Origin of the sequence: Microcella sp., from assembly GCF_025808395.1 — a bacterium.
In the GTDB taxonomy this organism is placed as follows: Bacteria; Actinomycetota; Actinomycetes; order Actinomycetales; family Microbacteriaceae; genus Microcella.
The window spans coordinates 519,401-544,963 of record NZ_CP075524.1; the positions used below are offsets into that span (position 1 = coordinate 519,401).

Annotated in this window: 22 protein-coding genes and 1 other RNA gene; 12 read left to right on the forward strand and 11 right to left on the reverse strand. The window is 67.9% G+C overall.

The features are described from left to right. Positions 1 to 12: 12 nt before the first annotated feature. From KIT89_RS02585 to KIT89_RS02600, 4 genes are read left to right on the forward strand one after another with little or no spacing between them, the layout of a single operon-like run. Positions 13 to 2,568 carry a cytosine permease gene (locus tag KIT89_RS02585; protein WP_297602947.1) on the forward strand — a complete coding sequence of 852 codons (2,556 nt, stop codon included), beginning with the start codon at positions 13 to 15 and terminating at the stop codon, positions 2,566 to 2,568. Continuing rightward, a complete protein-coding gene (locus KIT89_RS02590; protein ID WP_297602949.1) occupies positions 2,565 to 3,377 on the forward strand; it encodes a Nif3-like dinuclear metal center hexameric protein in 813 nt (270 codons plus the stop codon). Before KIT89_RS02585 ends, KIT89_RS02590 begins: the two co-directional genes overlap by 4 nt. 42 nt (positions 3,378 to 3,419) lie before the next feature. Further along, a complete protein-coding gene (locus KIT89_RS02595) occupies positions 3,420 to 4,160 on the forward strand; it encodes a hypothetical protein (RefSeq protein WP_297602950.1) in 741 nt (246 codons plus the stop codon). Further along, the gene (locus tag KIT89_RS02600; RefSeq protein ID WP_297602951.1) at positions 4,157 to 4,579 is read left to right on the forward strand and encodes a reverse transcriptase-like protein; all 423 of its coding nucleotides are present in this window, start codon (positions 4,157 to 4,159) and stop codon (positions 4,577 to 4,579) included. Before KIT89_RS02595 ends, KIT89_RS02600 begins: the two co-directional genes overlap by 4 nt. A 24-nt stretch (positions 4,580 to 4,603) precedes the next feature. Here KIT89_RS02600 and KIT89_RS02605 read toward each other — a convergent pair whose 3' ends face one another. Continuing rightward, positions 4,604 to 5,215 (reverse strand): GAF and ANTAR domain-containing protein, encoded by a 612-nt coding sequence (locus KIT89_RS02605; RefSeq protein ID WP_297602953.1) that lies wholly within the window; start codon positions 5,213 to 5,215, stop codon positions 4,604 to 4,606. Between the two features lie 283 nt (positions 5,216 to 5,498). Between KIT89_RS02605 and KIT89_RS02610 the strand changes: the two genes are divergently transcribed. Further along, the gene (locus KIT89_RS02610) at positions 5,499 to 6,257 is read left to right on the forward strand and encodes a GAF and ANTAR domain-containing protein (protein ID WP_297602954.1); all 759 of its coding nucleotides are present in this window, start codon (positions 5,499 to 5,501) and stop codon (positions 6,255 to 6,257) included. Positions 6,258 to 6,558: 301 nt separating this feature from the next. Next, an RNA gene (gene rnpB / locus KIT89_RS02615) (RNase P RNA component class A) lies at positions 6,559 to 6,941 on the forward strand. An 8-nt stretch (positions 6,942 to 6,949) separates the two neighbouring features. Here the strand turns inward: rnpB and KIT89_RS02620 are convergent. Then, positions 6,950 to 8,425: an SDR family NAD(P)-dependent oxidoreductase gene (locus KIT89_RS02620; RefSeq protein ID WP_297602955.1), complete on the reverse strand. Its 1,476-nt coding sequence runs from the start codon at positions 8,423 to 8,425 to the stop codon at positions 6,950 to 6,952. 35 nt (positions 8,426 to 8,460) lie between these two features. Next, positions 8,461 to 9,204, reverse strand: a complete 744-nt coding sequence (locus tag KIT89_RS02625) for a VIT family protein (protein WP_297602956.1) — start codon at positions 9,202 to 9,204, stop codon at positions 8,461 to 8,463. 271 nt (positions 9,205 to 9,475) lie between these two features. On the opposite strand from KIT89_RS02625, the gene KIT89_RS02630 reads away from it, so the two are divergent. Then, positions 9,476 to 10,483: an acyl-CoA desaturase gene (locus KIT89_RS02630; RefSeq protein ID WP_297603886.1), complete on the forward strand. Its 1,008-nt coding sequence runs from the start codon at positions 9,476 to 9,478 to the stop codon at positions 10,481 to 10,483. Positions 10,484 to 10,600: 117 nt separating this feature from the next. Here KIT89_RS02630 and ppgK read toward each other — a convergent pair whose 3' ends face one another. Next, positions 10,601 to 11,362, reverse strand: coding sequence for a polyphosphate--glucose phosphotransferase (ppgK, locus tag KIT89_RS02635; protein WP_297602957.1), 762 nt, complete (start codon positions 11,360 to 11,362; stop codon positions 10,601 to 10,603). A gap of 28 nt (positions 11,363 to 11,390) precedes the next feature. Continuing rightward, complete coding sequence (map, locus tag KIT89_RS02640; protein ID WP_297602958.1) at positions 11,391 to 12,257, reverse strand: type I methionyl aminopeptidase; 867 nt, start codon at positions 12,255 to 12,257, stop codon at positions 11,391 to 11,393. 33 nt (positions 12,258 to 12,290) lie between these two features. Here map and KIT89_RS02645 point away from each other — a divergent pair, with 33 nt between their 5' ends. Then, positions 12,291 to 12,458, forward strand: coding sequence for a methionine aminopeptidase (locus KIT89_RS02645; RefSeq protein ID WP_297602959.1), 168 nt, complete (start codon positions 12,291 to 12,293; stop codon positions 12,456 to 12,458). Positions 12,459 to 12,547: 89 nt separating this feature from the next. Here the strand turns inward: KIT89_RS02645 and panB are convergent, their stop codons facing one another. Together panB and KIT89_RS02655 are read right to left on the reverse strand one after the other, a co-directional pair. Further along, positions 12,548 to 13,396, reverse strand: coding sequence for a 3-methyl-2-oxobutanoate hydroxymethyltransferase (gene panB / locus KIT89_RS02650; RefSeq protein WP_297602960.1), 849 nt, complete (start codon positions 13,394 to 13,396; stop codon positions 12,548 to 12,550). A 22-nt stretch (positions 13,397 to 13,418) separates the two neighbouring features. Beyond that, positions 13,419 to 15,152, reverse strand: coding sequence for an NAD+ synthase (locus tag KIT89_RS02655; protein ID WP_297602961.1), 1,734 nt, complete (start codon positions 15,150 to 15,152; stop codon positions 13,419 to 13,421). Between the two features lie 69 nt (positions 15,153 to 15,221). On the opposite strand from KIT89_RS02655, the gene KIT89_RS02660 reads away from it, so the two are divergent. Next, the gene (locus KIT89_RS02660) at positions 15,222 to 16,559 is read left to right on the forward strand and encodes a glutamine synthetase family protein (protein WP_297602962.1); all 1,338 of its coding nucleotides are present in this window, start codon (positions 15,222 to 15,224) and stop codon (positions 16,557 to 16,559) included. A 17-nt stretch (positions 16,560 to 16,576) separates the two neighbouring features. Beyond that, entirely contained in the window at positions 16,577 to 19,489 is a 2,913-nt protein-coding gene (locus KIT89_RS02665; protein WP_297602964.1) for a bifunctional [glutamine synthetase] adenylyltransferase/[glutamine synthetase]-adenylyl-L-tyrosine phosphorylase, read from the forward strand. Between the two features lie 83 nt (positions 19,490 to 19,572). On the opposite strand, the gene glnA is transcribed toward KIT89_RS02665, so the two are convergent. From glnA to lipB, 3 genes are all read right to left on the reverse strand, one after another. Further along, the gene (gene glnA / locus KIT89_RS02670; RefSeq protein WP_297602965.1) at positions 19,573 to 20,997 is read right to left on the reverse strand and encodes a type I glutamate--ammonia ligase; all 1,425 of its coding nucleotides are present in this window, start codon (positions 20,995 to 20,997) and stop codon (positions 19,573 to 19,575) included. 115 nt (positions 20,998 to 21,112) lie between these two features. Beyond that, positions 21,113 to 22,117, reverse strand: a complete 1,005-nt coding sequence (lipA, locus tag KIT89_RS02675) for a lipoyl synthase (protein WP_297602966.1) — start codon at positions 22,115 to 22,117, stop codon at positions 21,113 to 21,115. Next, the gene (gene lipB, locus KIT89_RS02680; protein WP_297602968.1) at positions 22,114 to 22,761 is read right to left on the reverse strand and encodes a lipoyl(octanoyl) transferase LipB; all 648 of its coding nucleotides are present in this window, start codon (positions 22,759 to 22,761) and stop codon (positions 22,114 to 22,116) included. Before lipB ends, lipA begins: the two co-directional genes overlap by 4 nt. Before the next feature lie 38 nt (positions 22,762 to 22,799). Between lipB and KIT89_RS02685 the strand changes: the two genes are divergently transcribed. Further along, the gene (locus KIT89_RS02685) at positions 22,800 to 23,210 is read left to right on the forward strand and encodes an RDD family protein (RefSeq protein ID WP_297602969.1); all 411 of its coding nucleotides are present in this window, start codon (positions 22,800 to 22,802) and stop codon (positions 23,208 to 23,210) included. 3 nt (positions 23,211 to 23,213) lie between these two features. On the opposite strand, the gene KIT89_RS02690 is transcribed toward KIT89_RS02685, so the two are convergent. Next, positions 23,214 to 23,924, reverse strand: a complete 711-nt coding sequence (locus KIT89_RS02690; protein WP_297602970.1) for a DUF4191 domain-containing protein — start codon at positions 23,922 to 23,924, stop codon at positions 23,214 to 23,216. A gap of 66 nt (positions 23,925 to 23,990) precedes the next feature. On the opposite strand from KIT89_RS02690, the gene KIT89_RS02695 reads away from it, so the two are divergent. After that, positions 23,991 to 25,550, forward strand: coding sequence for a hypothetical protein (locus KIT89_RS02695; protein WP_297602972.1), 1,560 nt, complete (start codon positions 23,991 to 23,993; stop codon positions 25,548 to 25,550). Positions 25,551 to 25,563 lie beyond the last annotated feature (13 nt).

The following is a 25,563-nucleotide window of genomic DNA, read 5'->3' on the forward strand; positions in this document are numbered from 1 at the left end:
TATCATCGGGGCATGGTCGAGGATGAGCTGCCGGTGAACGATGAGGGGCAGGGCGTGCCGCCCGAGGGTCCGCGCCGGTCGACCTTCACGCCGCCGCCTGCCGGGGTCAGCTACGACCCGGCGTCGACCGACGACGACGCCCTCGCGGGCGCGCTGTCGCAGCAGTTTCAGCGCTGGGCGCCTCCGACCGCGCCGACCGCCGCGCCTGAGCCGAGCGCCGCACCTGTGCCGAGTCCTCAGACTGAGCCGAGCGCCACACCTGAGCCGAGCCCTCAGCCTGAGCCCAGCGCCACACCTGTGCCGAGCCCCGTCGCCGAGTCGAGCAGTGAGTCTGTGTCGAGCCCCGCAGCCGACTCGAGCATCCCGCCGCCGCCTCAGCGGCAGTCGCTCACCGACGAAGAGCTGCTGGCTGCCGCCGACCTCGACGACCCTTCGCATGACACGGGCGCGCTGCTCGATCTCGTCGAGCGCGAGCTGCAGTTGCGGCAGCGGGAGGCCGAACGTCTCGCCGCGTGGGAGCAGACGGTGCGAGAGCAGGTCGGCCCCGACGCCGAGCAGCTGGTCTCAGAGGTGCGGTCGACCTTCACGGGCGTCGTGCCGATCGTCGCTCCCGTCGCCCCTGCGCCTCCGACCGTGGGTGCCCCGCCGCCCGAGCCTCCGCCGCCACCGATCGTGAGCGCTCCGAGCGGTCCAGAGCTCGATCTGGCACTCGCCGACGCGCCGCCGCCCTTCGGGGCCGCGGTGACCGCGGTTCCGCCGCCTCCGGGCTCGGTGCCCGCCCCGCCCGAGCTCGTTGAGCCGTCGATCCCTGACACGGGGTCGGTCGCGATCAGCGCCCCCACTGCGTTCGAGGCTCTGCTCGCAGCGGCCGATGCGCCGACCGGCGAGAACGACACCTCCAGCGCAGCAGCCGAGAGCCTCGAGCCGGCCGGTGACGTTCAGGGCGAGCCGTGGAGCCTCGGCGACACGGTCATCGAGCCCGTGCCGAGCGATGAGCCGACCGCCGTCGTCGACGAGCCGGCAGACCTCGATGCCGTCGAGGCCGAGCCGCTCGAGCCCGCTCGAGCACCGCGCGTCGAGCAGAGCGCTCTCGAGCCGACTCCGGCCGAAATGCGCACGGGTCGGTCGATCAGGCTCTTCTGGCTGTGGTTCGCGGTGAACGCCTCGGTGGTGAGCGTGGCGCTCGGCGCCGTGCTGCTCGGCATGGGCATGAGTCTGCGCCAGTCGATTCTGTCGGCGCTCATCGGCGTGGCCGTGTCGTTCTTGCCGCTCGGTCTCGGCACCCTCGCGAGCAAGTGGAGCGGCCAGCCGACGATGGTGGTCTCTCGAGCCACGTTCGGCACGGCGGGCAACGCGATTCCGGTACTGCTGGCGTTCGTCACCCGACTCGTCTGGGCGGGCGCCCTGCTCTGGCTGCTCGGCACCGGCGTGGCCGAGGTGCTCGTCGGCAGCGGTGTCGTCGACGGCGTGCCGATCTTCATGCTCGCGCTCATCGTCTCCGCCACCGGGCTCGTCATCGCCGCCGTGCTCGCCGGCATCGGGTTCCGCGCGATCGCGGCGCTCGGCGCGGTCGTGACCGCGCTGGGGGTCGTGCTCGTCGGTGGGCTCATCGCCCTCACGGTGCCCTATGTCGACCTGGGCGCGGCGCTGTCGCTCGCGGATGGCCCCTGGGTGCTCATGGCGAGCGGCGCCGTTCTCGTCTTCAGCGTGGTGGGCCTGGCGTGGGCGAACAGCAGCGGAGACATCGCGCGCTACCAGGCGAAGGCAACCTACGGCTCGTCTGCTGTGCTGTGGTCGGCGTTCGGGGCGACGATTCCCGCCTTCGCGCTCATCAGCTGGGGTGCGCTGCTCGCAGCCTCGAACCCGTTCGTGGCTGAGGGGCTCGTGTCGAACCCGGTCGACATCATCGCGCGCATGCTGCCGGTCTGGTACCCCGTGCCGCTCGTGCTCGCTGTCGGCCTGGGGCTGATTGCGGCCGCGACGCTCGCCCTCTACTCGGGAGGGTTCGCGCTGCTCGCGCTGGGCATCCGCAGTTCGCGCCCGGTCAGTGTGCTCATCGTCGTGATCGTGACCGGCGCCGTCACGGCGGGCCTCGCACTGCTCGTGGTCGACATGACCATGCTCTTCCGCGATGTGGTGACGACGCTCGCGGTTCCTGTCGCCGCATGGGCGGGCATCTTCGGCGCCGAGACGATGATTCGCACGCGTCGAGTGCATTCGCCGTCTCTCTTGACCGCCGGTGGGGTCTACCCCCGCGTGCGCTGGGTGAACACCGTCATGCTGCTCGTCATCACGGCCGTCGGGTGGGGCTTCACCACGGCGGTGATCGCCGGGCTGCAGTGGCAGGGATACCTGTGGGGCGTGCTCGGCATTCCTCTCGACAGCGCGCTCGGCGCCTCTGACCTGGGTGTCGGCGTCGCGCTCGCACTCGGTCTGCTGACGCCGCTCGTGGCGGGCATTCCCGCTCTGCGAGCGCTGCAGACCGCCGAGCGGGCGGCAGCCGAGGCAGACACGCCTGCCGCGCTCAGCGACGACCTCATGACGACTGCGACCCCGAGCACCCCATGACCACGGTCGCCGACGTGTCGGCCGCCGCAGAGCGGCTCTGGCCCCTCTCGGGCGCTGAAGACTGGGATGCCCCCGGGCTGCTGAGCGGAGATCCGGCAGCAACGGTCTCGCGCATCGTGCTCGCCGTCGACGCCGTGGCAGACACGGTCGACGAAGCCGTCGAGCTGGGCGCCGACCTGCTGCTCGTGCACCACCCTCTGCTCATGCGCGGCGTCACGACCGTGGCTGAGTCGACCGCGAAGGGCGCACTGCTCTCGCGGCTCATTCGTGGCGGCTGCGCCCTGTACAGCGCGCACACGAACGCCGACATCGTCGCGAGCGGAACCAGCGCCCGCCTCGCCGAGCTGCTGCAGCTGACGTATGCTCTTCCGATCGTCGAGACCGCGCCAGGGCTCGGTCTGGGCAGGGTCGGGGCCCTTGCTGAGCCGACGACGCTCGGTGCTCTCGCGCGGCAGCTCGCGGGCATCCTGCCCCCGACGGCGACGGGTGTTCGCGTGGCGGGGCAGTTCGACCGACCGGTGTCGCGCGTGGCGTTGTGCGGGGGAGCCGGCGATTCACTGCTCGGCGAGCCCGCGGTGCGATCGGCCGATGTGTACATCACCTCTGACCTTCGCCACCACCCGGCGAGCGAATCGGTCGAGACGGCTCGCGTTGCCGCAGGCCCGGCGCTCATCGACGTGTCGCACTGGGCGAGCGAATGGCTGTGGCTCGAGACAGCCGCCGCCGAGCTGCGCGGCGAGCTGCCCGGCGTCGACGTCATCGTGAGCGAGCTGCGCACCGACCCGTGGGACTTCGTGGTCGTACAGTAGGGCGAGACCGATCGACGATCACGACCACGAAATGAGCTTCGCATGGCCTTGACCGCCAGCCCCGCAGACCAGCGTCTCTTGCTCGATGTGCAAGCGCTCGACACGACGCTGCAGCAGCTCGCGCACCGCGAACGCTCACTGCCCGAGAAGGCGGCGCTCGACGCGTTGACCGCCGAAGCCGACGTCATTCGCGACTTCATGGTGCAGCGTCGGGGCGAGCTCGAAGACGCCCGCATCGAGCTCGGCAGAGTCGAGGGCGACGTGCAGCTGGTCGAGACCCGCATCGCTCGAGACGATCAGCGGCTGCAGGCCAGCTCTTCGGTGAAAGACATTCAAGGGCTCGAGCACGAGCTCGCCACGCTGCGCACCAGGCTGGGCGATCTCGAAGAGATCGAGCTGGTCGTCATGGAGAAGGTCGAGACGCTCGAGAGCGAGCTCGTGTCGGCCACCGAGGCTCACGAAGCGCACGTGCAGAAGGTCGCAGAGGCCAGGGCCGCCCTCGAGTCGGCGATCGCGAGCCTCGCCGTCGAGCGTGCTGACGCGCAGCAGCGTCGAGACGCGATCGTCGCCGGTCTGCCCGCAGACCTCATGGCGCTCTACGAGAAGCAGCGCGAGCGCTACGGCACGGGAGCCTCGCACTTGCGCGCGCGCATCTCGAGCGCGAGCGGCGTCGAGCTGACGGGCAGCGACCTCGCCGCGGTGCGAGCGGCAGCGCCCGATGCGGTACTGCTGTGCCCCGACTCGAACGCGATTCTCGTGCGCACCGACGAGAGCGGCCTGTGACTCGCGAGCTGCTCATCGAGGCCGACGGCGGGTCGCGGGGCAACCCTGGCCCGGCCGCCGGAGGGGCCGTCGTCATCGACCCGGCGAGCGGTGAGGTGATCGCCGAGGTGGGAGTCTGGGTCGGCACCGCCACGAACAACGTCGCCGAGTACAGCGGCATGCTCGCCGGTGTGCGCCGCGCGCTCGAGCTCGACCCCGATGCCGAGCTCACGATCCGCATGGATTCGAAGCTCGTCGTCGAGCAGATGATGGGTCGCTGGAAGATCAAGCACCCGGCCATGGCAGAGCTCGCCGCCGAGGCGCGCGCCCTGCTCTCGGGCACTCCCGTGCGCTTCGAGTGGGTGCCGCGCCTCGAGAACGCGCGCGCCGACGCGTGCGCCAATCAGGCGATGGATGCTCGCGCCTCGTTCTCGCGCTGAGCACACTGTGCGTACCGCGCCTCATCAGTCGATATCGGCTCCGTCGATCGTGCCGGTGACGATATCGAGCGATACCGCAGTGATCGACCGCCCGCTCGATATCGCGTACCCCCGTAGTCGAGCGAACGCCTCGGTCGTCGACACATCGAGTTGGGCGCTGAGCATCCCGGTTGCCTGATGCACCTCGCGGCGCAACCCGGGGCCGCTTCCCTCAAGCTCGACGTTGCCTTCCGACCGTGCCCGTTGCAGTGCCTCGCGCACGGCAGGTGCTGATGCAGACCTGGCGAGTGATATTGCCACACTGACGTTGTCTGAGGTGAGGGGCCCGGCACGCGTGCGGTACAACCCCACGACGCCTACCGTCGCCATGCCTAGCGTGAGCGGAAACGCGAACAGTGCTCTGACCCCGAGGGCGACGAGATGTGCTCCGATCACGGGATTCAGGGCGGCTTCACGAGCATCGCTGACGAGTTGGGGTGCTGACTCCACGGTGGCGTCAGTGAGGGGGCCGGTGCCGAGTTCGAGTTCGAGCTCATCCCAGCGGGCTGCAACGGGGTCTGTGACGGCGACAGTCGACCTGTGGCCCACCCGATCGATGACGGCAATGACCGCGCCTGAGATGGGCAACTCTGTCATGAACGGAGTGCACAAACCCCAGGGGTTCGACGTTGCAGCGTGCACTCCATCGGGCGGCTGCCGTTCTGCCATGTCGGCTCCCGCCTCATTCGGCCGGCGGAACGCCACCACTAAGGGAGAGAGCGTCGGGGTGGCCAGTGTATGCGTACTTCGTGCGTTCCCGTAGTCGTGCGCCTAGACTGAGGCGCACTCCGCTCGCAACTCGAGTCGCCCACACACCCGTGAACTGTTCTCCGCCTGGCCCAGGTGGGGAAGCGCATCCTCCTTATCAAAAGGAACTCTCATGAGCGAGAAGTCTCGGGAACAGCGCACTGCCGACGCTTTCGTCTCAGTCGCCGACACGTTGATCGCCGACTTCGACGTCATCGACCTGTTGCACCGGCTCGTCAACGAATGCGTCGAACTGCTCGACGTCGATGCGGGCGGCCTCGTGCTCGCCGACGAGAGCGGTGAGCTTCAGCTGGTCGCCTCGTCGAGCGAGCAAGCGCAGTTCGTCGAAGTCATTCAGTTGAGCGCGGGGGCTGGCCCGTGCGTCGACTGCTTCAGACAGGGGGCGGCGGTCACCGTCGCCGACATGCAGAGCGAGGGCGGGGCATGGCCCGTGTTTCAGGCCGCCGCCCTGCAGCAGGGTTTTCACGCCGTCTTCGCGACGCCGATGCGGCTTCGAGGCCAGGTCTTGGGCGCGATGAACCTCTTCAGCAGAGCGTCAGGCGGCCCCACTGAGCAAGACGCACTGATCGCGCAGGCCTTGGCCGATATCGCCACGATCGGCATCTTGCACGAACGCAGCATCCGCGAAAGCCATATCCTCAACGAGCAACTGCAGAGAGCGCTCGAGAGCCGCGTGCTCATCGAACAGGCGAAGGGCGTTTTGGCGGCGGTGCGCTCGCTCGACATGGATCAGGCGTTCACCACACTGCGCGAATACGCGCGATCGCACAACATGACCTTGCGTGATGTCGCCCAGCAGGTTGCGGCACGCACCCTGACAGACATCTTCGAGTCGACCGCGCTACCGAGTTCTGGCGGTAGCACGGTGTAGCATCAAGCAACGCCCCAGACCTTGGCCGACGCACTGTTCGCTGAGGAAGGGCTGGTTCACTGGTGTCTCTCGACTACGGTCTTGCTCCCGATCCCCCTCCCGTCAACGCGTTCGAGACAGAACAGCACGACGCGTCCCTCGGTGACGTCGATGGGGTTATTCGTCTGTGGCTGTCGGGCATTCGCCGCAACTACCGCCGACCCGTTCACGGCCGTTCAACTCTGCGGCCGCTCGCGTCACCACCGCCCAAGGGCAAACATCGGGCCCCGTGAGAGCGAGGGCGTATCCTGATCAGTGCAAGTGGGCCGGCCAGACGGTCGCGTCGGAGGCACGCCCCGCAAGGGGAACGACTCTGCCGAGGAACGTCCGGGCTCCGCAGAGCAGGGCGGTGGGTAACACCCACCCGCAGAAATGCGCGAGAACAGTGCAACAGAGAGCAGACCGCCTCCGACGCAAGTCGGCGGTAAGGGTGAAACGGTGGTGTAAGAGACCACCAGAAGCCCGAGTGATCGGGCTTGCTAGGTAAACCTCGCCCGGAGCAAGGTCAGACAGACACCGTTGACGCTGCTCGCCGAGGTGTCGGGTAGACCGCTAGAGCGTGTCGGCAACGGCTCGCCGAGAGAGATGGCCGTCGAAGGGAAGCAATTCCTGGAACAGAACCCGGCGTATCGGCCGACCCACTTGCCTCACCCTCACCACTGAGAGGGTTTGTAGTCTTTCAAGAACACCCCGAAGAGGTCTTCGCCCGCCTCGCCGCGCACGATGGGGTCGTAGACGCGAGCCGCGCCGTCGACGAGGTCGAGCGGGGCGTGGAAGCCTTCGTCGGCGAGCCGCAGCTTTGTGGGGTGCGGTCGCTCGTCGGTGATCCACCCGGTGTCGACGCTCGTCATGAGAATGCCGTCGGTCTCGAACATCTCGCGAGCGCTCGTGCGCGTGAGCATGTTCATGGCGGCTTTGGCCATGTTGGTGTGCGGGTGGCCCGGCCCCTTGTAGCCGCGGCCGAAGACGCCCTCCATCGCGCTGACGTTGACGACGTAGGTGCGGGCGAATGGCGACGCGGCGAGCGAGGGCCGCAACCGGTCGACGAGAATGAACGGCGCGATCGAGTTGGCGAGCTGCACCTCGAGCATCTCGAGGGGCTCGACGGCGCCGACCGCCTGCGTCCAGCTGTTGACGTCGTGCACGTCGGGAACAAGCCCGCCCGCATCTATCGCGGTGCCGGCCCGGTGGCGCTCGATGGATGCACTGCCGGCCGTCATCGCCGCGTGCGTCAGCTGCTCGGCCTTCGCCGCCGCGGCCGAGAGAATCGGGTGGGCTGACACTGACTCTGCCAGCGCCAAGGGGTGCGGATCAGTCGTGTGGCCGAACGTCACGAGCTCAGGTAGCGGCCCGTCTGGCAGGGGAGCGAGCTCGGCCTCGATGAGCGGCTGATAGGCGCCGGGTGAGCGTCGTACGGTCTGCGCTGCGTTGTTGATGATGATGTCGAGGGGCCCGGCGGCGGCGACCGATTCGGCGAGCCCGATCACTTGCGCCGGGTCGCGCAGGTCGATGCCGACGATGCGCAGTCGGTCGATCCACTCGGCTGAGTCTGGCAGGGCCGAGAACCGCCGAACCGCGTCGCGCGGAAAGCGCGTCGTGATCGTCGTGTGCGCGCCGTCTCGCAGCAGGCGCAGAGCGATGTACATGCCGATCTTGGCGCGGCCGCCGGTGAGCAGGGCTCGGCGCCCGGTCAGGTCGGTGCGGGCATCCCGCTTCGCGTGATTGAGTCGCGCGCACTCGGGGCACAGCTGGTGGTAGAAGGCGTCGACGAGCGTGTACTGCTGCTTGCACACGTAGCACGCCTGCGGGCGCGTGAGCTCGCCCGCGAAGGGGGCGTCGGTCGACGAGCTGATGTCGACGCCGCGCGTCTCGTCGTCGATGCGGTCGGGCGAGCCGGTCGCGGTCGCCTCGATGACGGCCTTGTCGGCCGCGAGCACTTCGGCGCGCTTCGAGAGGCGCCGGTGCACTTTGACGGCGCGGAACATGTGCGCGGTCGCGTGGCGCACGGCGATGAAATCAGGATGCTCGTGGTCGAGCTCGTGCAGCGTGCTCAGCACTCGCAGCGTGGTCGCGAGGTCATCGGGGTCGATGGCGTGCGCATCGGGGGAGTGGTGGGGGTCGGAGGGCACACGCCAGGGTACCCGTCGTGCGCTGGCGGCGAGAACTAGCCGATCGCGGTGCCGAGCAGCGCGCCGATGCCGAAGGTGACCGCGAGGGCGATCGTGCCGCCGATGAGAACGCGCACGGTGGGCCGCACCCACGGGCTCTTGCCGAGCACCGCGCCGAGCGCCCCGGTGATGCCGAGGGCCAGCAGCGTGGCGGCGAAGGTGATCGGAATCCGCAGGTCGGCGGGTGGCAGCGTGATCGCGAGCATCGGCAGCACCGCGCCGAGCAGAAACGCGGCGAATGAGGCCCACGCCGCCTGCCAGGGCTTCAAGACCTCGGTCTCGTCGATGTGCAGCTCGGCCTCGAGGTGCGCGGCGAGCGCATCATGCGCCGTCAGCTCTTCGGCGACGCGCTGCGCGGTCTGGGCGCTGAGCCCCTTCGCCTCGTAGATGGCCGCGAGCTCGGCCAGTTCTTCGTCGGGCATCTCGGCGAGCTCGCGCTTCTCTTTCGCGATGAGCGCGGTCTGGCTGTCGCGCGCGCTCGCGACCGACACATACTCGCCCAGCGCCATCGAGAAGGCTCCGCCCACCACGGCGGCAGCGCCGGCAGTGATGATCGGCGCGAGCTCGCTCGTCGCGCCAGCCACACCGACGACGACCGCGGCGACCGAGACGATGCCGTCGTTCGCCCCGAGAACTCCGGCGCGCAGCTTGTTGAGCCCGTCAGAGAACGCGCCCCGGTCGTGCGGTTCTGCGTCGTGCAGACCCGATGTCGGCGAAGGTTCTGACTGCGACTTGCTCATCGCCACAGTCAACTCCCGCCTCACGTCGACAGCAAGCAAGGTAAGCCTCTGCTGTGCATCGGCCCGGCATGCCGCGTTTGGCATGCGGGCGTGCGTAGAGTCAGAACATCTGGTGAGCACTCGCTCGCACACCGTGACGGCTGGGAAGTCGCATACCGACCCCGAAGGCCTCATGACCTCTCTTGCCTCCTCCGGTTCACTCGGCTCCGTGCGCACGACGACTCCGCGTGATCCGAACGCTGTTCCGATCACCGCGTCATACTCGGCCCTCATGCGCACGGTGCGCGATGCCGGTCTGCTGAGGCGTCGCGAGGGGTTCTACTACCTCGTCTTCGCCGCCCTCGCTGCGGCCCTCGGCGGCATCGTGACCGGCATGGTGCTGCTGGGCGACAGCTGGTTCCAGCTGCTTATGGCCGCCGCGCTCGGCATCGTGCTCACGCAGATCGCCTTCGTCACGCACGAGGCTTCGCACCGCCAGATCTTCGCGTCGGGCAAGGTCAACGACTGGGTCGGGCGCATTCTCGCCACCGCGGTGGTCGGCATCAGCTACCACTGGTGGATGCACAAGCACTCGCGCCACCACGCCAAGCCCAATCAGAAGGGCGCCGACCCCGACATCGAGCCAGACACGATCGTCTTTACCGAGGCCGACGCCGAGAAGTCGACGGGATTTCTCGCCCTCATCACACGCCGCCAGGGGTACCTGTTCTTCCCGCTGCTGACGCTCGAAGGCATCAATCTGCACTTCCGCTCGGTGCTCACGCTCTTCGAGAAGGGCAAGGTCGAGCACCGCTACCTCGAGCTCGCACTCATCTTCTTGCGGCTGTCGCTGTACATCACCGCGATCTTCCTGTTCCTGCCGCTCGGCATGGCCTTCGCATTCTTGGGCGTGCAGCTCGCGGTCTTCGGCGTCTACATGGGAGCATCCTTCGCCCCCAACCACAAGGGCATGCCGATTCTCGAGAACGACACCTCGCTCGACTTCTTGCACCGCCAGATTCTGACCTCGCGCAACCTCAAGGGCGGCTGGTGGGCGACCGTCATGTTCGGCGGTCTCAACCACCAGGTCGAGCACCACCTCTTTCCGAACATGCCGCGCCCGGCGCTCAGCCGTGCCCGAGAGATCGTGCGCGAGTATGCGGCCACGACGGGCATCTCGTACACCGAGACGGGCGTGATTCGCTCGTACGGCATCGTCATCGACTATCTCAACCGCGTCGGACTCTCAGCGCGCGATCCCTTCGACTGCCCGCTCGTCAACCAGTTCAAGCGCCAGTAGCCGGCGCCGCGCCTGCGCCCGCGCGCGACAGTCGCCGTGCGTGGCATGAGTCGTGAAACGTTCGGCGACTAGCGCCACAGACGGCAACTCTGACGTGCCCGCGACGCCTGACCAGGGCTAGCGCGCGTGGCGCTCGGCGAGAGCAGCGGCACCCATGATGCCCGCGTTGTTGCGCAGCTCGGCCGGAACGATGGGCGTCTCGACGTCGATGAGGTGCATGAACTCGTCATGCTGCTTCGAGACCCCGCCGCCGATGACGAGCAGGTCGGGTGAGAACAAGAACTCGACGTGTCGGTAGTAGCGGGTCAGTCGTGTCGCCCACTCCTCGAACGACAGCTCTTCGCGCTCGCGGGCTGAGTTGGCCGCCCAGTGCTCGGCGTCGTCTCCGTCGAGCTCGAGGTGCCCGAGCTCGGTGTTGGGCACGAGCACGCCGTCGTAGATGAAGGCGCTGCCGATGCCGGTGCCGAGCGTTGTGACGATGACGAGACCGCGCTGGTCGCGCGCTGCGCCGTAGACCGCTTCGGCATATCCCGCAGCATCGGCGTCGTTGACGAAGTGGATGTCGCGGCCGAGGGCCTCGCCGAAGAGGGTGTCGGCGTCGAGCCCGATCCAGTCGTCACTCACGTTCGCGGCCGACATCGTGCGACCGTTGCGCACGATCGCCGGAAAACACACCCCGATGTGGGCGACGTCGTCGCCGCCGTGCTCACTGATGAGCTCGTCGACAATCTGCCGCACGGTGTCGATGATCGCGTCGGGCTCACCGCCTTCCGGGGTGTTCTGCTTGACGCGCTCGCTGACGAGCTCGCCCGCATCCAAGTCGACGATCGCCCCTTTGATGCCGGTGCCGCCGATATCGATGCCGATGGCGCGGGTCATGCGGGTCTCCTGTCGTTGCGGCGGGCTCTCACGGCAGTGTGAGAATCTCGGCCCCTCGTTCGGTGACGACGAGCGTGTGCTCGAACTGCGCCGTGAGCTTCTTGTCTTTCGTCGTGACCGTCCAGTCGTCGGCCCACATGTCCCACTCGATCGTGCCGAGGGTCAGCATCGGCTCGATCGTGAAGACCATGCCCACCTCCATAACCGTCGAGTAGTCGGGCGCGGCGTCGTAGTGCGGAACGATGAGCCCCGAGTGAAACGACCGCCCGACGCCGTGGCCCGTGAAGTCGCGCACCACCCCGTAGCCGAACCGCGTGGCGTAGGCCTCGATCGCTCGGCCGATGACGTTGATCTGGCGTCCGGGTGCGACGGCCTTGATGCCGCGGTTGAGCGCCTCGGCGGTGCGCTCGACGAGCAGGCTCGCCTCGTCACTCGCTGCGCCCGCGATGAAGGTCTTGTTGAGGTCGCCGTGCACGCCGTTCTTGAAGGCTGTGATGTCGATGTTGACGATGTCGCCCTCGGCGATGACGGTGTCGTCGGGGATGCCGTGGCAGATCACCTCGTTGAGGCTCGTGCAGCACGACTTCGGAAACCCGCGGTAGCCGAGCGTCGACGGGTAGGCCCCGTGGTCGAGCACGTACTCGTGCGCGATGCGGTCGAGCTCGTCGGTCGTGACGCCCGGCGCGATGGCAGCGCCGACGGCCTCGACGGCTTGCGCGGCGATGCGGCCAGACTCGCGGATGAGCTCGATCGTCTCGGCGTCGTAGACATCGCCGCCGACGTGCGGTGGCGGTGCCGCTTTGCCCACGTACGGCGGCTTCGGGATGCTCGCCGGAACACTGCGCTGCGGTGACAGTCGCCCGGCGACGAGGTGACCGTGTTCGTCGCGGGGCATAGAGTCGAGTCTACCGAGCGAGGGGAGTGGCCCATGGCAGAGCAGTGGTGGTACAACCACAAGACCGGCGAGGTCGAGCAGGGCCCGCAGTCGCTGGGCATGGATCGTGACGGCCCTTACGACTCGGAGGCCGAAGCCCGCCGCGCCCCCGAGATCGCGCGCGAGCGCTCGCGCCAGTGGGACGCCGACGAAGAGGAGTAGTTCCCCTCCAGATCTGGCGCAAAAGGGCGTTCACGTCGCGAGGTCACCACGGTTTGTGGCGAATCTAGCGACGTTCGCCAGTGGCGAAGCTAGTTCGCGCGCTCCTGCAGCGCTTTCTCGGCGGACTCGTCGCTGTAGCTGTGCGCCTCGTCGGGGTAGGCGCCCGACTCGACGTCGGCCTTGTACGCGAGCGCAGCATCCGTCAGCACCTGGCGCAGGTTCGCATACTGCTTCACGAACTTCGGAATGCGCCCGCCGGTGAGGCCCGCCCAGTCTGTCCAGACGACGAGCTGGCCGTCGCAGTGGGGGCCGCCGCCGACACTGATGGTCGGGATGCTCAACTCGGCGGTGATCTGCCGCGCCACTTCGGCGGGAATCATCTCGAGCACGACGGCGAACGCTCCAGCCTCTTCGACCGCGCGCGCGTCGGCCAGCAGGGCTTCGGCCGCCTCGCCGCGACCCTGAATGACGTGGCCGCCGAGCCCGTGCTCGCTCTGCGGCGTGAATCCGATGTGCGCCATGACGGGGATGCCCGCCGACACGATGCGGCGTATCTGCTTGGCCGAGCGAACTCCGCCTTCGAGCTTCACGGCGTGGGCTCCGGTCTCTTTCATGAACCGAAACGCCGTGTGCAGCGCCTCTTCGGGGCCGGTCTCGTACGAACCGAACGGCATGTCGGCGACGACCAGGGCGCGCTTGACGCCGCTCACGACGCCTCGAGTGAGGGGTATGAGCTCGTCGATCGTCACCGGCAGGGTCGTGTCGTAGCCGAGCACGGTGTTGCCCGCAGAGTCGCCGACGAGCAGAAAGTCGATGCCGGCCTCATCGAAGATCTGCGCGGTGAGCACGTCGTACGACGTGAGCCCGGTGATCTTGATGCCCTGTTCTTTCGCCCGCGCGAAGTGTCGAGTGCGAACGCGCTTCGGTGCCTCAGCCATGCTCACCACCCTAGACCGGTGGCTACTCAGTCGGCCTGTACGTAATCGGCAGCCGTCGGTCGCGCCCGAAAGCCATGCCCGAGATCTTCGGCCCGATGGCACCCTGCCTGCGCTTCCACTCCGAGCGGTCGACGAGCCCGGTGACGAAGTCGACCGTCTCGCGGTCGTAGCCGAGCGCGACGACGTCGTCGTGCCCGAGCGCGCGGGTGACGTAGGCGTCGAGAATCGCGTCGAGCACTTCGTAGGGCGGCAGCGTGTCTTGGTCGGTCTGGTCGGGCCGCAGCTCGGCGCTCGGCGGCTTCTCGATCGACCCGCGCGGAATCGGCGGGGTTTCACCGCGCGCGACCGCAGCGTCGTTGCGCCACCGCGCGAGCTCCCAGACGAGCAGCTTCGGCACGTCTTTGATGGGGGCGAACCCGCCGACCGAGTCGCCGTAGATCGTCGAGTAGCCCACCGCGAGCTCGGTCTTGTTGCCCGTCGTGAGCACGAGGTGCCCGTGCATGTTCGACAGCCCCATGAGAATGATCGCTCGAATGCGCGCCTGCAGGTTCTCGGCGGCGACCCCGGTGAGCGCGAGCTGACTCTCGACGGGCTGAACGAGGTCGGCGATGGGCTCGACCGAATAGTTGAGCCCGATGCGCTCCGCGAGTTCGTCGGCATCGCTGCGCGAGTGGTCTGAGCTGTAGCGCGAGGGCATCGAGACGCCGTAGACGTTCTCGGCCCCGATCGCGTCGGCCGCGATGGCCGCGCACACGCTCGAGTCGATGCCGCCCGAGAGCCCCAGAATGACGCTGCGAAACCCGTTCTTGCGCACGTAGTCGCGCGTGCCTGTGACGAGTGCGTTCCAGAGCTGCTCGCGGTCATCCGCGAGCACGGCAACGTCAGTGGCGATGGGATGCTCCTCCGCCGCACCCCGCACCTCGAGTTCGACGCGCCGCACGTTCGGCGGCAACTCGGTCTCGGTGTGGTCGGCCGCATCCACGTCGACCACCAGCAGGTGCTCGACGAACTGCGGGGCGCGCGCCAGTATCGTTCCTTGGCCGTCGACGACGACGCTGTCGCCGTCGAACACGAGGTCGTCTTGACCGCCGACGATGTTGACGTAGGCGACGACGGTGTCTGTCTCGGTCGCCCGACGCGTCACGAGGGGCAGGCGCACTTCGTCTTTGTCGCGTTCGAAGGGGGAGGCGTTGATGACGATGAGCACTCCGGCGTCGGCGTCGAGCACTCGGCCGACGGGGCCGCCGTCGCGCCAGAGGTCTTCGCACACGATGACGGCGACGTCGACGCCGCGCAGGCGCAGCACGAGCAGTTCGTCTCCGGGAATGAAGATGCGGTATTCGTCGAAGACCGAGTAGTTGGGCAGGTGGTGCTTGGCGTAGCGGGCGACAACCTGCCCGCGATGCAGCACGCTCGCACAGTTCTGCGCGATCGCGGTGGGGGCGTTCGAGGTGCCGAGCAGTCGAGGCTCATGCGGGCCGTCTGGGTGCCCCACGATGACGACGGTCTCGCCGAGCCCTTCGTCAGCGAGTCGTGCGGCGAGGGCGGGCACTGCGCGCGAGGCGGTCACCAAGAACGACGGGCGCTGGGCGAGGTCTTCGATCGGGTATCCGGTGAGTGCCATCTCTCCGGTCGCCACGAGGTCGGCTCCCTGCTCGGCGGCCGCGCGCACGGCGTCGACGATCTGCTGAGCGTTGCCGACGAGGTCGCCGACGACGGGGTTCGACTGGGCCAGGGCGACGCGCAGGCGGGGCATACGCAGTAGCCTAATGGCGGGGCTGTGAGAGCCCGTTCGACCGCACTCTCGGCTATCAGAAGGGTCAGCATGGACAAGCAGCGCGACTTCGTTCTTCGCACGATCGAAGAGCGCGGGGTCAAGTTCGTGCGGCTGTGGTTCACCGATGTGGTGGGCAGTCTGAAGATGGTCGCGGTCGCGCCCGCCGAGGTCGAGGGTGCGTTCGCCGAGGGGCTGGGCATCGACGGTTCGTCGATCGAGGGCTTCACGCGGGCGTTCGAGGCCGATGTGCTGCTGCATCCCGACCCGACGACGTTCCAGATTCTGCCGTGGCGCGGCGAGGTCGACCCGACTGCGCGCATGTTCTGCGACATCACGACTCCCGACGGTCAGCCCGCTTCCGCTGACCCGCGCAATGTGCTCAAGCGCACGCTCGCCAAGGCCGCCGACCGCGGCTTCACGTTCTACACGCACCCCGAGATCGAGTTCTACCTGCTCAAGAGCAGCAAGCTCGGCCCGAAGGGCCCCCAGCCGGTCGATTCTGCCGGGTACTTCGACAACGTGCCGGGCGGTAGCGCCCACGACTTCAGGCGCCGCGCGGTGCGCATGCTCGAAGATCTCGGCATCTCGGTCGAGTTCAGCCACCATGAGGCGGGTCCCGGTCAGAACGAGATCGATCTTCGATACGCCGATGCGCTGACGACGGCCGACAACATCATGACCTTCCGCACGGTCGTGAAAGAGGTCGCTATCGAGCAGGGCGTCTACGCCACCTTCATGCCGAAGCCGCTCGCCGCGCAGCCGGGTTCGGGCATGCACACCCACATGTCGCTCTTCGAGGGTGACACCAACGCGTTCTTCGATGCTTCAGGGCAGTACCAGCTCTCGAAGATCGGTCGTCAGTTCGTGGCGGGTCTGCTCACTCACGCGCCCGAGATCACGGCGATCACGAATCAGTTCGTCAATTCGTACAAGCGCTTGTGGGGCGGCGATGAGGCCCCGAGCTATGTCACCTGGGGGCACAACAACCGGTCGGCGCTCGTGCGCGTGCCGCTCTACAAGCCGGGCAAGGGGCAGAGCGCCCGCGTCGAGTACCGCGGCATCGATTCGGCCGCGAACCCTTACTTGTCCTACTCGCTCCTGCTCGCTGCCGGTCTCAAGGGCATCGAGAACGGCTACGAGTTGCCCCCCGAGGCTGAAGACACCGTGTGGGCGCTGACCGAGTCTGAGCGGCGTGCTCTGGGCTACCAGGCGCTGCCGTCGAGCCTCGATCGAGCCCTCGCCCTCATGGAAGACAGTGAGCTCGTCGCCGAGACGCTCGGTGAGCAGGTCTTCAACTACGTGCTGCTCAACAAGCGTCGCGAGTGGTCGGCCTACCGCGCTCAGGTCACCCCGTACGAACTCGAGAGCAATCTCGAGATTCTCTAACCTGGGCCGGCCCCACCATGACGCGAAGCCCGTCAACGCTGACTGAGCTCGCTCGACTCGGTTTCTCTGAGTTGAGCGAGGCGCGTGACGCGCTCGAAGGCTTTGAGTCGCTGCTCGACGCCTTCAGCCTCGCGGCCGACCCTGACCGCGCGCTGCGGCAGCTGGTGCGGCTGCACGAGCAGCATCAGGATGCCCTCCGGCCGGTGCTCGACGACGCAGCCTGGGCGACCAGGCTCGTGCGCGTGCTCGGCGCGAGCGAGGGTCTCGCCGAGTTTCTGCGGCGCAGACCCGATGAGCTTGCGGCCCTGCGCACGCCGTTGCGCGCCCTGCCCGGTGTCGACGAGTTGCGCCGAGATCTCTCGGCCGCGGTCGACGCGCACGCTGACAACGAGGCCGCTCGCACCGCGATGCGGGTGCGCTACCGCCACTGGTTGACCCGCATCGCCGCGTGGGATCTCGAGCATGCAGACCCCCTCGAGGCGCAGCCCGTGGTATCAGCGGCTCTCGCCGACCTGGCCGGTGCGACGCTCGATGCCAGTCTGCTGCTCGCACGCCGCGCGAGCAGCTTCGCCACCGATGAGGTGGCGCGCACGCGGCTCGCGATCATCGGCATGGGCAAGGCGGGCGCGCGCGAGCTCAACTACATCAGCGACGTCGACGTCATCTATGTCGCCGACGCCGCCGACGATCTTGAGCCGTCGCGCGCGGTCGAGATCGCCACTCGACTCGCGGCCGAGACGGCACGCGGCATTCAAGAGCCCGGCTTCGAACCGCCCCTGTGGGAGGTCGACGCGAACCTGCGCCCCGAGGGCAAAGACGGCGCGCTCGTGCGCACGCTCGAGTCGCACCGCGCCTACTACGACCGCTGGGCGAAGAGCTGGGAGTTTCAGGCGCTCTTGAAGTCGCGACCCCTGGCCGGAGACCCCGAGCTGGGTCGGCTGTACTGCGAGAGCGTGCATCCCTTGGTCTGGTCGAGCTCGCAGCGCGAGGGCTTCGTCGAATCGGTGCAGCGCATGCGCGAGCGTGTCACCGACCATATTCCTTCTGACGAAGTGGATGTTCAGCTCAAGCTCGGCCCGGGCGGGCTGCGCGACGTCGAGTTCACGATTCAGCTGCTGCAGCTCGTGCACGGCCACGGCGACGATCGGGTGCGTCAGCCCGACACGCTCGGTGCGCTCGCGGCGCTCGCTCAGCACGGCTATATCGGCCGGGTCGAAGCTGCCGAGTTCGGCCGCGACTACCGGCTGCTGCGCGTCATCGAGCACCGCGTGCAGCTCGAGCGTCTGCAGCGCACGCATCTCATGCCGCGCGATGACGACCGGTTGCGCGTGCTCGCGCGCGCCACGGGCTTGGCGCCCAGCGCCGGCGAGCTCATCGACCGATGGCAGCAGACGAAGATCGCGGTGCGCTCGCTGCACGAGCGGCTGTTCTACCGCCCCCTGCTGTCGGCGGTGGCGGCGCTGCCCGACGACGGGCTGGCGCTCACGAGCGAGCAGGCGGTCGCGCGACTCAGCGCTATCGGCTTCGTCGACCCTCGGGGCGCGCTGCACCACATTGCGGCGCTCACGAGCGGGGTGTCTCGCCGGGCGCAGATTCAGCGCACGCTGCTGCCCGTCATTCTGCAGTGGCTCGCCGACGGCGCCGACCCCGACTATGGTCTGCTCTCGTTTCGTCGCCTGAGCGACGACCTCGGTGAGGCCTATTGGTTCTTGCGCATGCTGCGCGATTCGAGCGGTGCCGCCCAGCGTCTGACGAGCGTGCTCGCGTCATCGCGCTATGTCGGCGGCTTGTTCGAGCGCATTCCCGAGGGTGCCGCGTGGCTCGAGAACGAAGACGAGCTGCGCCCGCGCGCGCTCGCGACGCTGCTCGATGAGGCGCGCGCGACGGTCGCCCGGCACGACGGCGACATCGACGCCGCCGCGAAAGCGCTGCGCACCGCGCGACGGCGCGAGCTGCTGCGCCTGGCCCTCGCCGCCATCTTGAACGTCATCACCGTCGATGAGCTCGGGCGCGCCCTGAGCGACGTGACGACGACGGTGCTCACCGGGGCGCTGTCGCTCGCCCACCGGTTCGGCGACGGCATCGAGTTCGCGATCATCGGCATGGGTCGGTATGGGGGAGCCGAGCTGGGCTTCGGCTCTGACGCCGACGTCATGTACGTCTACCGAGACGCCGGCGCTGGTGACGAGGCGCAGTCGCGTGCAGAGCGCATCGTGCACGAGCTCGCACGGCTCACCGACGACATTCGGCTTCCGCTCGACCTCGACAACGACCTCAGGCCCGAGGGCAAGAACGGTGCGATCGTGCGCTCGCTCGACTCGTATCGCGCCTACTACGAGCGCTGGTCGCTCACCTGGGAGGCCCAGGCGCTGCTGCGCGCGCGCGCCGTGGCGGGCGACACCGAGCTCATGGCCGATTTCACCGCGCTCGCCAACACCGTGCGCTACCCGGCCTCGCTCGCCGAGGCGGACGCCCGTGAGGTTCGACGCATCAAGGCCCGCGTCGAATCAGAGCGCTTGCCGCAAGCCGCCGACCCTGCGCGGCACCTCAAGCTGGGGCGGGGCTCGCTGAGCGACGTCGAGTGGTTCGTGCAGCTGCTGCAGCTGCAGCATGCCGCTGACGAGCCCGCGCTGGCCACGACGTCGACGCTGGAAGCCCTCGATGCGGCGATGGATGCTCAGCTCGTGTCGGCGTCAGATGCTGAGCGCCTGCGTGCCGCGTGGGTGATCGCCTCTCGTGCGCGGTCGGCCCTGACGCTCTGGAGCGCCAAGACCTCAGACGTGCTGCCGACCGACCGGCCCCAGCTCGAGGGCGTCGCGCGGCTCATGGGCTACCCGGCGGGGGGAGCTTCGCAACTCGAGGAAGACTACTTGCGCACGACGCGCCTGGCCCGCCAGGTCTTCGAGCGCGGCTTCTACGGCACGACGTAGCTCGCGCGAGCATCCCGAACAGCGCGAAGGCCCCGCTCCGAAACGGAACGAGGCCCTCGCGTGCTGTGGTGGCGGGGTGAACGCTAGACCGAGAAGTACAGCTCGTACTCGAACGGGTGCGGTCGCTGCGCTGCAGGAAGAATCTCTTTCTCGCGCTTCCAGTCGATCCAGGTCTCGATGAGGTCTTTCGTGAAGACCCCACCCTGCAGCAAGAACTCGTGGTCGTTCTCGAGCGCGACGAGCGCCTCTTCGAGCGACCCGGGAACCTGCGGAATGCCCTTGGCCTCTTCGGGCGGCAGCTCGTAGAGGTCTTTGTCGACGGGCTCGTGCGGCTCGATCTTGTTGAGGATTCCGTCGAGGCCGGCCATCATCTGCGCCGCGAACGCGAGGTACGGGTTGCCCGAGGCGTCGGGCGCGCGGAACTCGATGCGCTTGGCCTTGGGGTTCGTACCCGTGATCGGGATGCGGATGGCGGCCGAGCGGTTGCCCGCCGAGTACACCAGGTTGACGGGAGCCTCGAAGCCCTTGACGAGTCGGTGGTACGAGTTCAGCGAGGGGTTCGTGAACGCGAGCACCGCGGGGGCGTGCTTGAGCAGGCCGCCGATGTACCAGCGCGCGATGTCGCTGAGCCCGCCGTAGCCGGCCTCGTCGTAGAACAGCGGCTTGCCGTCGTTCCACAGCGACTGGTGGGTGTGCATGCCCGATCCGTTGTCGCCGAAGAGCGGCTTCGGCATGAAGGTGGCGACCTTGCCCCACTCGAGGGCGGTGTTCTTGACGATGTACTTGAACTTCAAGATGTCGTCGGCGGCCGACACCATGGTGTCGAACTTGTAGTTGATCTCACCCTGGCCGGCGGTGCCCACCTCGTGGTGGCTGCGCTCGACGTCGAGCCCGACCTCGATGAGCTTGACGACGATGTCGTCGCGAAGGTCGGCGTGCTGGTCGACCGGGCTGACCGGAAAGTAGCCGCCCTTGAAGGGGGTCTTGTTGGCGAGGTTGCCGCCCTCTTCGGCGCGCGCGGTGTTCCACGCGGCTTCGCTCGAGTCGACCGAGTAGAACGAGGTGTTCTGCTTCACTTCGTAGCGCACGTCGTCGAAGATGTAGAACTCGGCTTCGGGAGCGAAGAACGCCGTGTCGGCGATGCCGGTCGAGGCGAGGTACTTCTCGGCCTTCTTCGCCACCTGGCGCGGGTCGCGACTGTAGATCTCGCCGTTGCGCGGGTTGTAGATGTCGAAGATCATGATGAGCGTGCGCTCGGTGCGGAAGGGGTCGACGTAGGCCGTCGACACGTCTGGGATGAGCTGCAGGTCAGACTCATGAATCGACTGGAAGCCTCGAATCGAGGAGCCGTCGAACAGTTGGCCGACCGTGAAGAACTCTTCGTCGACGGTCGCGGCGGGGATGTTGAAGTGCTGCTGGACACCGAGGAGGTCGGTGAAGCGGATGTCGAGGAAGACGACGTCCGTGTCCTTGATGAACTTCAGCACCTCGGAAGAATCACTGAACATGTGACAGATCTCCTGAGCTTGGTACCGGATGACTGCAGGCGCAGCCTCGCATCGACTCTAGGCGCAGGGCATTTCTCGTCAGTGTCCCGATTGTTTCGGGGATGTTACGGCGTGCTCAGCCCACGGCTTGGGCGAAACCCGCTGTCGTGTCGGCGAGAGCACGCATCGACTCGGGTATCGGCCGGCCCTTCGCGACCATCGACTGCGCCCAGAGGCGACCCGCCCGGTAGCTCGAGCGCACGAGCGGGCCGGCCAGCACGCCGAGAAACCCGATCTCTTCGGCTTCGGCCTTGATCTCGACGAACTCGTCTGGCTTGACCCAGCGGTCGATCGGGTGGTGGCGCGGTGTCGGTCGCAAGTACTGCGTGATCGTGACGATGTCGGTGCCCGCGGCGTGCAGATCGCGCAGTGCCTGCGAGACCTCCTCGCGTGTCTCACCCATGCCCAGAATCAGATTCGACTTCGTGATGAGGCCGTAGTCGCGCGCCTGCGTGATGACGTCGAGCGACCGCTCGTAGCGAAAGGCCGGTCTGATGCGCTTGAAGATGCGCGGCACCGTCTCGACGTTGTGCGCGAACACCTCGGGCCGCGAGTCGAACACGACCCGCAGCAGCTCGGGGTTTCCCGAGAAGTCGGTCGCGAGCAACTCGACCCCGGTGCCCGGGTTGAGCTCGTGAATCTTGCGCACAGTCTCGGCGTGCAGCCAGGCGCCCTCGTCTGGCAGGTCGTCGCGCGCGACACCGGTGACCGTCGCGTACCGCAGGTTCATCTCGACGACCGACTCGGCGACCCGGCGGGGCTCGTCGGTGTCGTAGTCGGCAGGCTTGCCCGTGTCGATCTGGCAGAAGTCGCAGCGCCTCGTGCACTGGCTGCCCCCGATGAGAAAGGTCGCCTCGCGGTCTTCCCAGCACTCGTAGATGTTGGGGCACCCCGCCTCTTGGCAGACGGTGTGCAGCTGCTTCTCGCCGACGAGCGAGCGCAGCGCGGTGTACTCGGGGCCCATCGAGGCGCGAGTCTTGATCCACTCGGGCTTCTTCTCGATGGGGGTCTGCGCGTTGCGCACCTCGAGTCGCAGCAGTTTGCGGCCCTCTGCAGGATGGGTGGCGGGTGTCGTGGTCATGCAGAGACTCCTTGTGAGACGGCGGCGTGCACGTGAGCACTGAAGTGGCGTTCGATGAGGGGGATGACCTCCGTCGGCGTGACGGTTCGCCCCAGTTCTCGGCTGATCGAGGTGACTCCGGCATCGTCCAGCCCGCACGCGATGATCGTGTCGTACGCGTCGAAGCTGTTCGAGCAGTTCAGCGCGAAGCCGTGCATGGTCACACCCTGGGCCACGCGCACCCCGATGGCCGCGATCTTCTCTGAGCCGCGCATCCATACGCCGCTTCGCCCGTCGACGCGGCCAGCGTCGACGATGCCGAGATCGGCGAGCACCGCCATGATCATGCTCTCGAGGCTGCGCACATAGCGCACGACGTCGACGGGTTCGACGAGCCGAATGATCGGGTAGCCGACGAGCTGACCGGGACCGTGCCAGGTGATCTTGCCGCCGCGATCGACATCGATGACGGGCGAGCCGTCTGTGGGCCGCTCGTGGGGCTCAGTGCGCTTGCCTGCGGTGTACACGCTGTCGTGCTCGAGCAGCATGACGGTATCGGGCGCCCGGCCCTCGACGACAGCGGCATGCAGGGCACGCTGCTGTTCGAGACCCGACAAGTACGGCACGGAGTTGGCGCTTAGCCCCGTGACGACGAAGTCGATCACGTTGTCAGTCTAGGCCCGCGCGGTGCTCGTAGGCTGTGATGGTGACCAACCCTGCCGCGCCTCCGGCCCCCGACTGGCCGGGCCAACGACTCGGGCTGCCAGAATCGGGGCCGCGTTCTGTGGGGCGCCTGGGCCGCCGCATCGCGGCCCTCACGATCGATTGGATGCTCGCCGTCGTCATCTCGGCGGCGTTCTTCTCGTATCAGCCGCTCGTGACGCTCGCGATCTTCGTGGGCCTGCAGGTGCTCATGACCGTGGTCGTCAACGCGAGCATCGGCCACGCGATGCTCGGCCTCAGAGTGGTGCCGATGGAGGGCGGGCTGCTCGGAGTCTGGCGACCTGCAGTGCGAGCGCTGCTCATCGCCCTCGTGATTCCCGCCCTGCTCTGGGACGAGAACAACCGCGGCCTTCACGACCGGCTGTCGCGAACGATCCTGCTGCGTCGCTGAGCGCTAGCGCGGCTTGGGCGCGCGTGCCTTCAGCGGGTCGATGCCCTTCGGAATCGGGAGGGTGCTCGACTTGCTCAGCGAGGTCAGGCGGTTGCTGACCGCGAACACTTCTGCCTTGCTGAGCACCTTCTTGTGCTTGTTGAGCGTCTTGGCGAGGTTCTCGAGCTTGGTGCTCTCGGCATCGGGGCCCACGTGCACGAAGTGCACGGGAACGTTCGGCACGATGCGGTTGACGTTGCGCCGCTCATCTTCCATCATGCGCCGAGTGCGCGACTGCGGGCCTTCGCCGATGATCATGACTCCGGGCTTGCCGACCGCCCGGTAGACGGCGTCTTGCGTCTTGGGGCTCACGGTGATGGGCATCTCGCTCGCCTGCCAGGCGCGACGCAGTGATGACTTCAGCACGGCGCCCACGGCACCGGGCTGGCCCGAGATCTGCCGGTAGGCGACTCGTTCGGCACGACGGCCGAGAATGATCATCGCGGCGAGAATGCCGCCGAGCACGCCCGTGGTCACCCAGAGGAACCCGGCGAGAACATCGCCGGGTGTGGCGAAGACGGCGAGCAGCACGCCCGCGAGAATCGGCAGCAAGAACCAGAGCAGCATCACCCAGACAGCGAGCGGGTCCATCCGCCGCGTCATCTGGAACACCTGCCACATCTGCTTCATGCGACCGGGTTCTTTGGCGGGTTTCTGAGCAGAGGTGCGAGCCATGACTACCAGAATAGGGCCACGCGTCGCTCCTCCCCGTCGCGCGCAGCAGAGTTGCTTCTCCCGCAGATGGCCGAGCGCGTCAGCGAGCACGATCGTCTCGACGACCATGGGGGCATGCCGCACGCCGTGAGCTCGATCGATGCCAGCAGCGCCGTGCGCGAGGTCGGCGGGTTTCGCGTGGTGAGGGTGCTCGCGGCGAGCCCTCGCGCTCAGACCCTGGTCGCCCACGCCGACGGTGAGACGGTCGCGGTGCGGGTTCTGCACCGCGAGACTGCCGATGCAGTGATCGACGCCGAGGTCGCCATCTCAGATGCGGCGAAAGGCGCGGGGGGAGCGATCGCCGATCACCTCTCGCTCGTGACCGATCTCGCGACCCTCGCCGATGGTCGCGTCGCGCTCTTCTCTGCCCACCTGGCCGGGCCCCGGCTCGACAGCGTGCTGCACGCGCAAGCGGGGCTCGTGACGCTGGGTGAGGCGATCACGGTGCTCGCACCCCTCGCTGATGCCCTCGACAGCGCGCACCGACTCGGCATCACCGGGCTGCCGCTCACGGCAGACTCTGTGCGCTTGAGCGCGGCCGGTGCGCCGGTGCTCACGCGTCGTCACCGTGCTCGCCTGGGGCCGGTGCTGCCCGACCGCTTCCGCGATCACGAACCGGCCTACGCCGCCGACCTCGATGCGTTCGACGCACTCGGCGCAACGGTCGCCGCGGCCACTGACGTCTCGCAGCGCCCGGCCCTGCAGGCGGCGCTGAGGCACCGCGGGCCGGCGCTGCTGCACGCCCTCTTCGACCTGGCCGAACCCCATCCGTTGCAGGTCGAGCGCGAAGCCGAGCCTGCGAGTCGGCCCGCCGACGAGGTGACCGGTGTCAGCGTGATGGTCGATCGAGATCTCGCCGCCCCACCTCCCGCTGCTCCGTCCACCGCGCTGCCGAGGCGGCTCGAGGCTCTCGTGTCAGCCGTCGAGAGCGTCGGCCTTCCCCGCGACATCGCGACGGTCGTGCGCGGTTCGGCAGAACGACTCGCCCTCGGTGCTGGTGAGGTTCGATCTGCGCTCACTCGTCGACTGCGGACCGGGGTGACACGGGTGCGCCCGCGATTCCTGCTGGTCGGCCTCGCCGGGGCGGCCGCTCTCGCGCTCGCGGTCGTGGTGCTCGGCCAGTCGACTGCCTCGGTCAGCGAGCGGGTCGAGGCAGGTGTCGCGGTCGATGGCACCAGCGCCGGTCTGTCTGAGCCCTCTCTGCCCGAGTCCGCACTGCCCGAGTCCGCACTGCCCGAGTCCGCACTGCCCGAGACAGCACTGCACCCCGATGCCGACGAGTGGGCGGCGCTCGTGGCTTCGCTCGTCGATCGCTGGTTCGCGTGCGGGCCAGCAGAAGACACCGTCGATTCCGGTTGCGTGGCGAGGGTCGCCCACGCGGGTTCGGCCGCTGAGCGACTCATCGCCAGCTCAGACCCGCGTCACGCTGCGCTGCTGCAGTGGCAGCAGTCTGGAGGCGAGGTCGTGGTCACTGAGCGCATGGGCGCTGCGGTGCTCGTCGACCTCATCACCCCAGACACCACCGCGGCCTCACTTCTGCTGGTGAGAAGTGAGGCCGGTTGGCGTATTCGAGACGTCGTGGCCTAGGTCGCGCGACCGA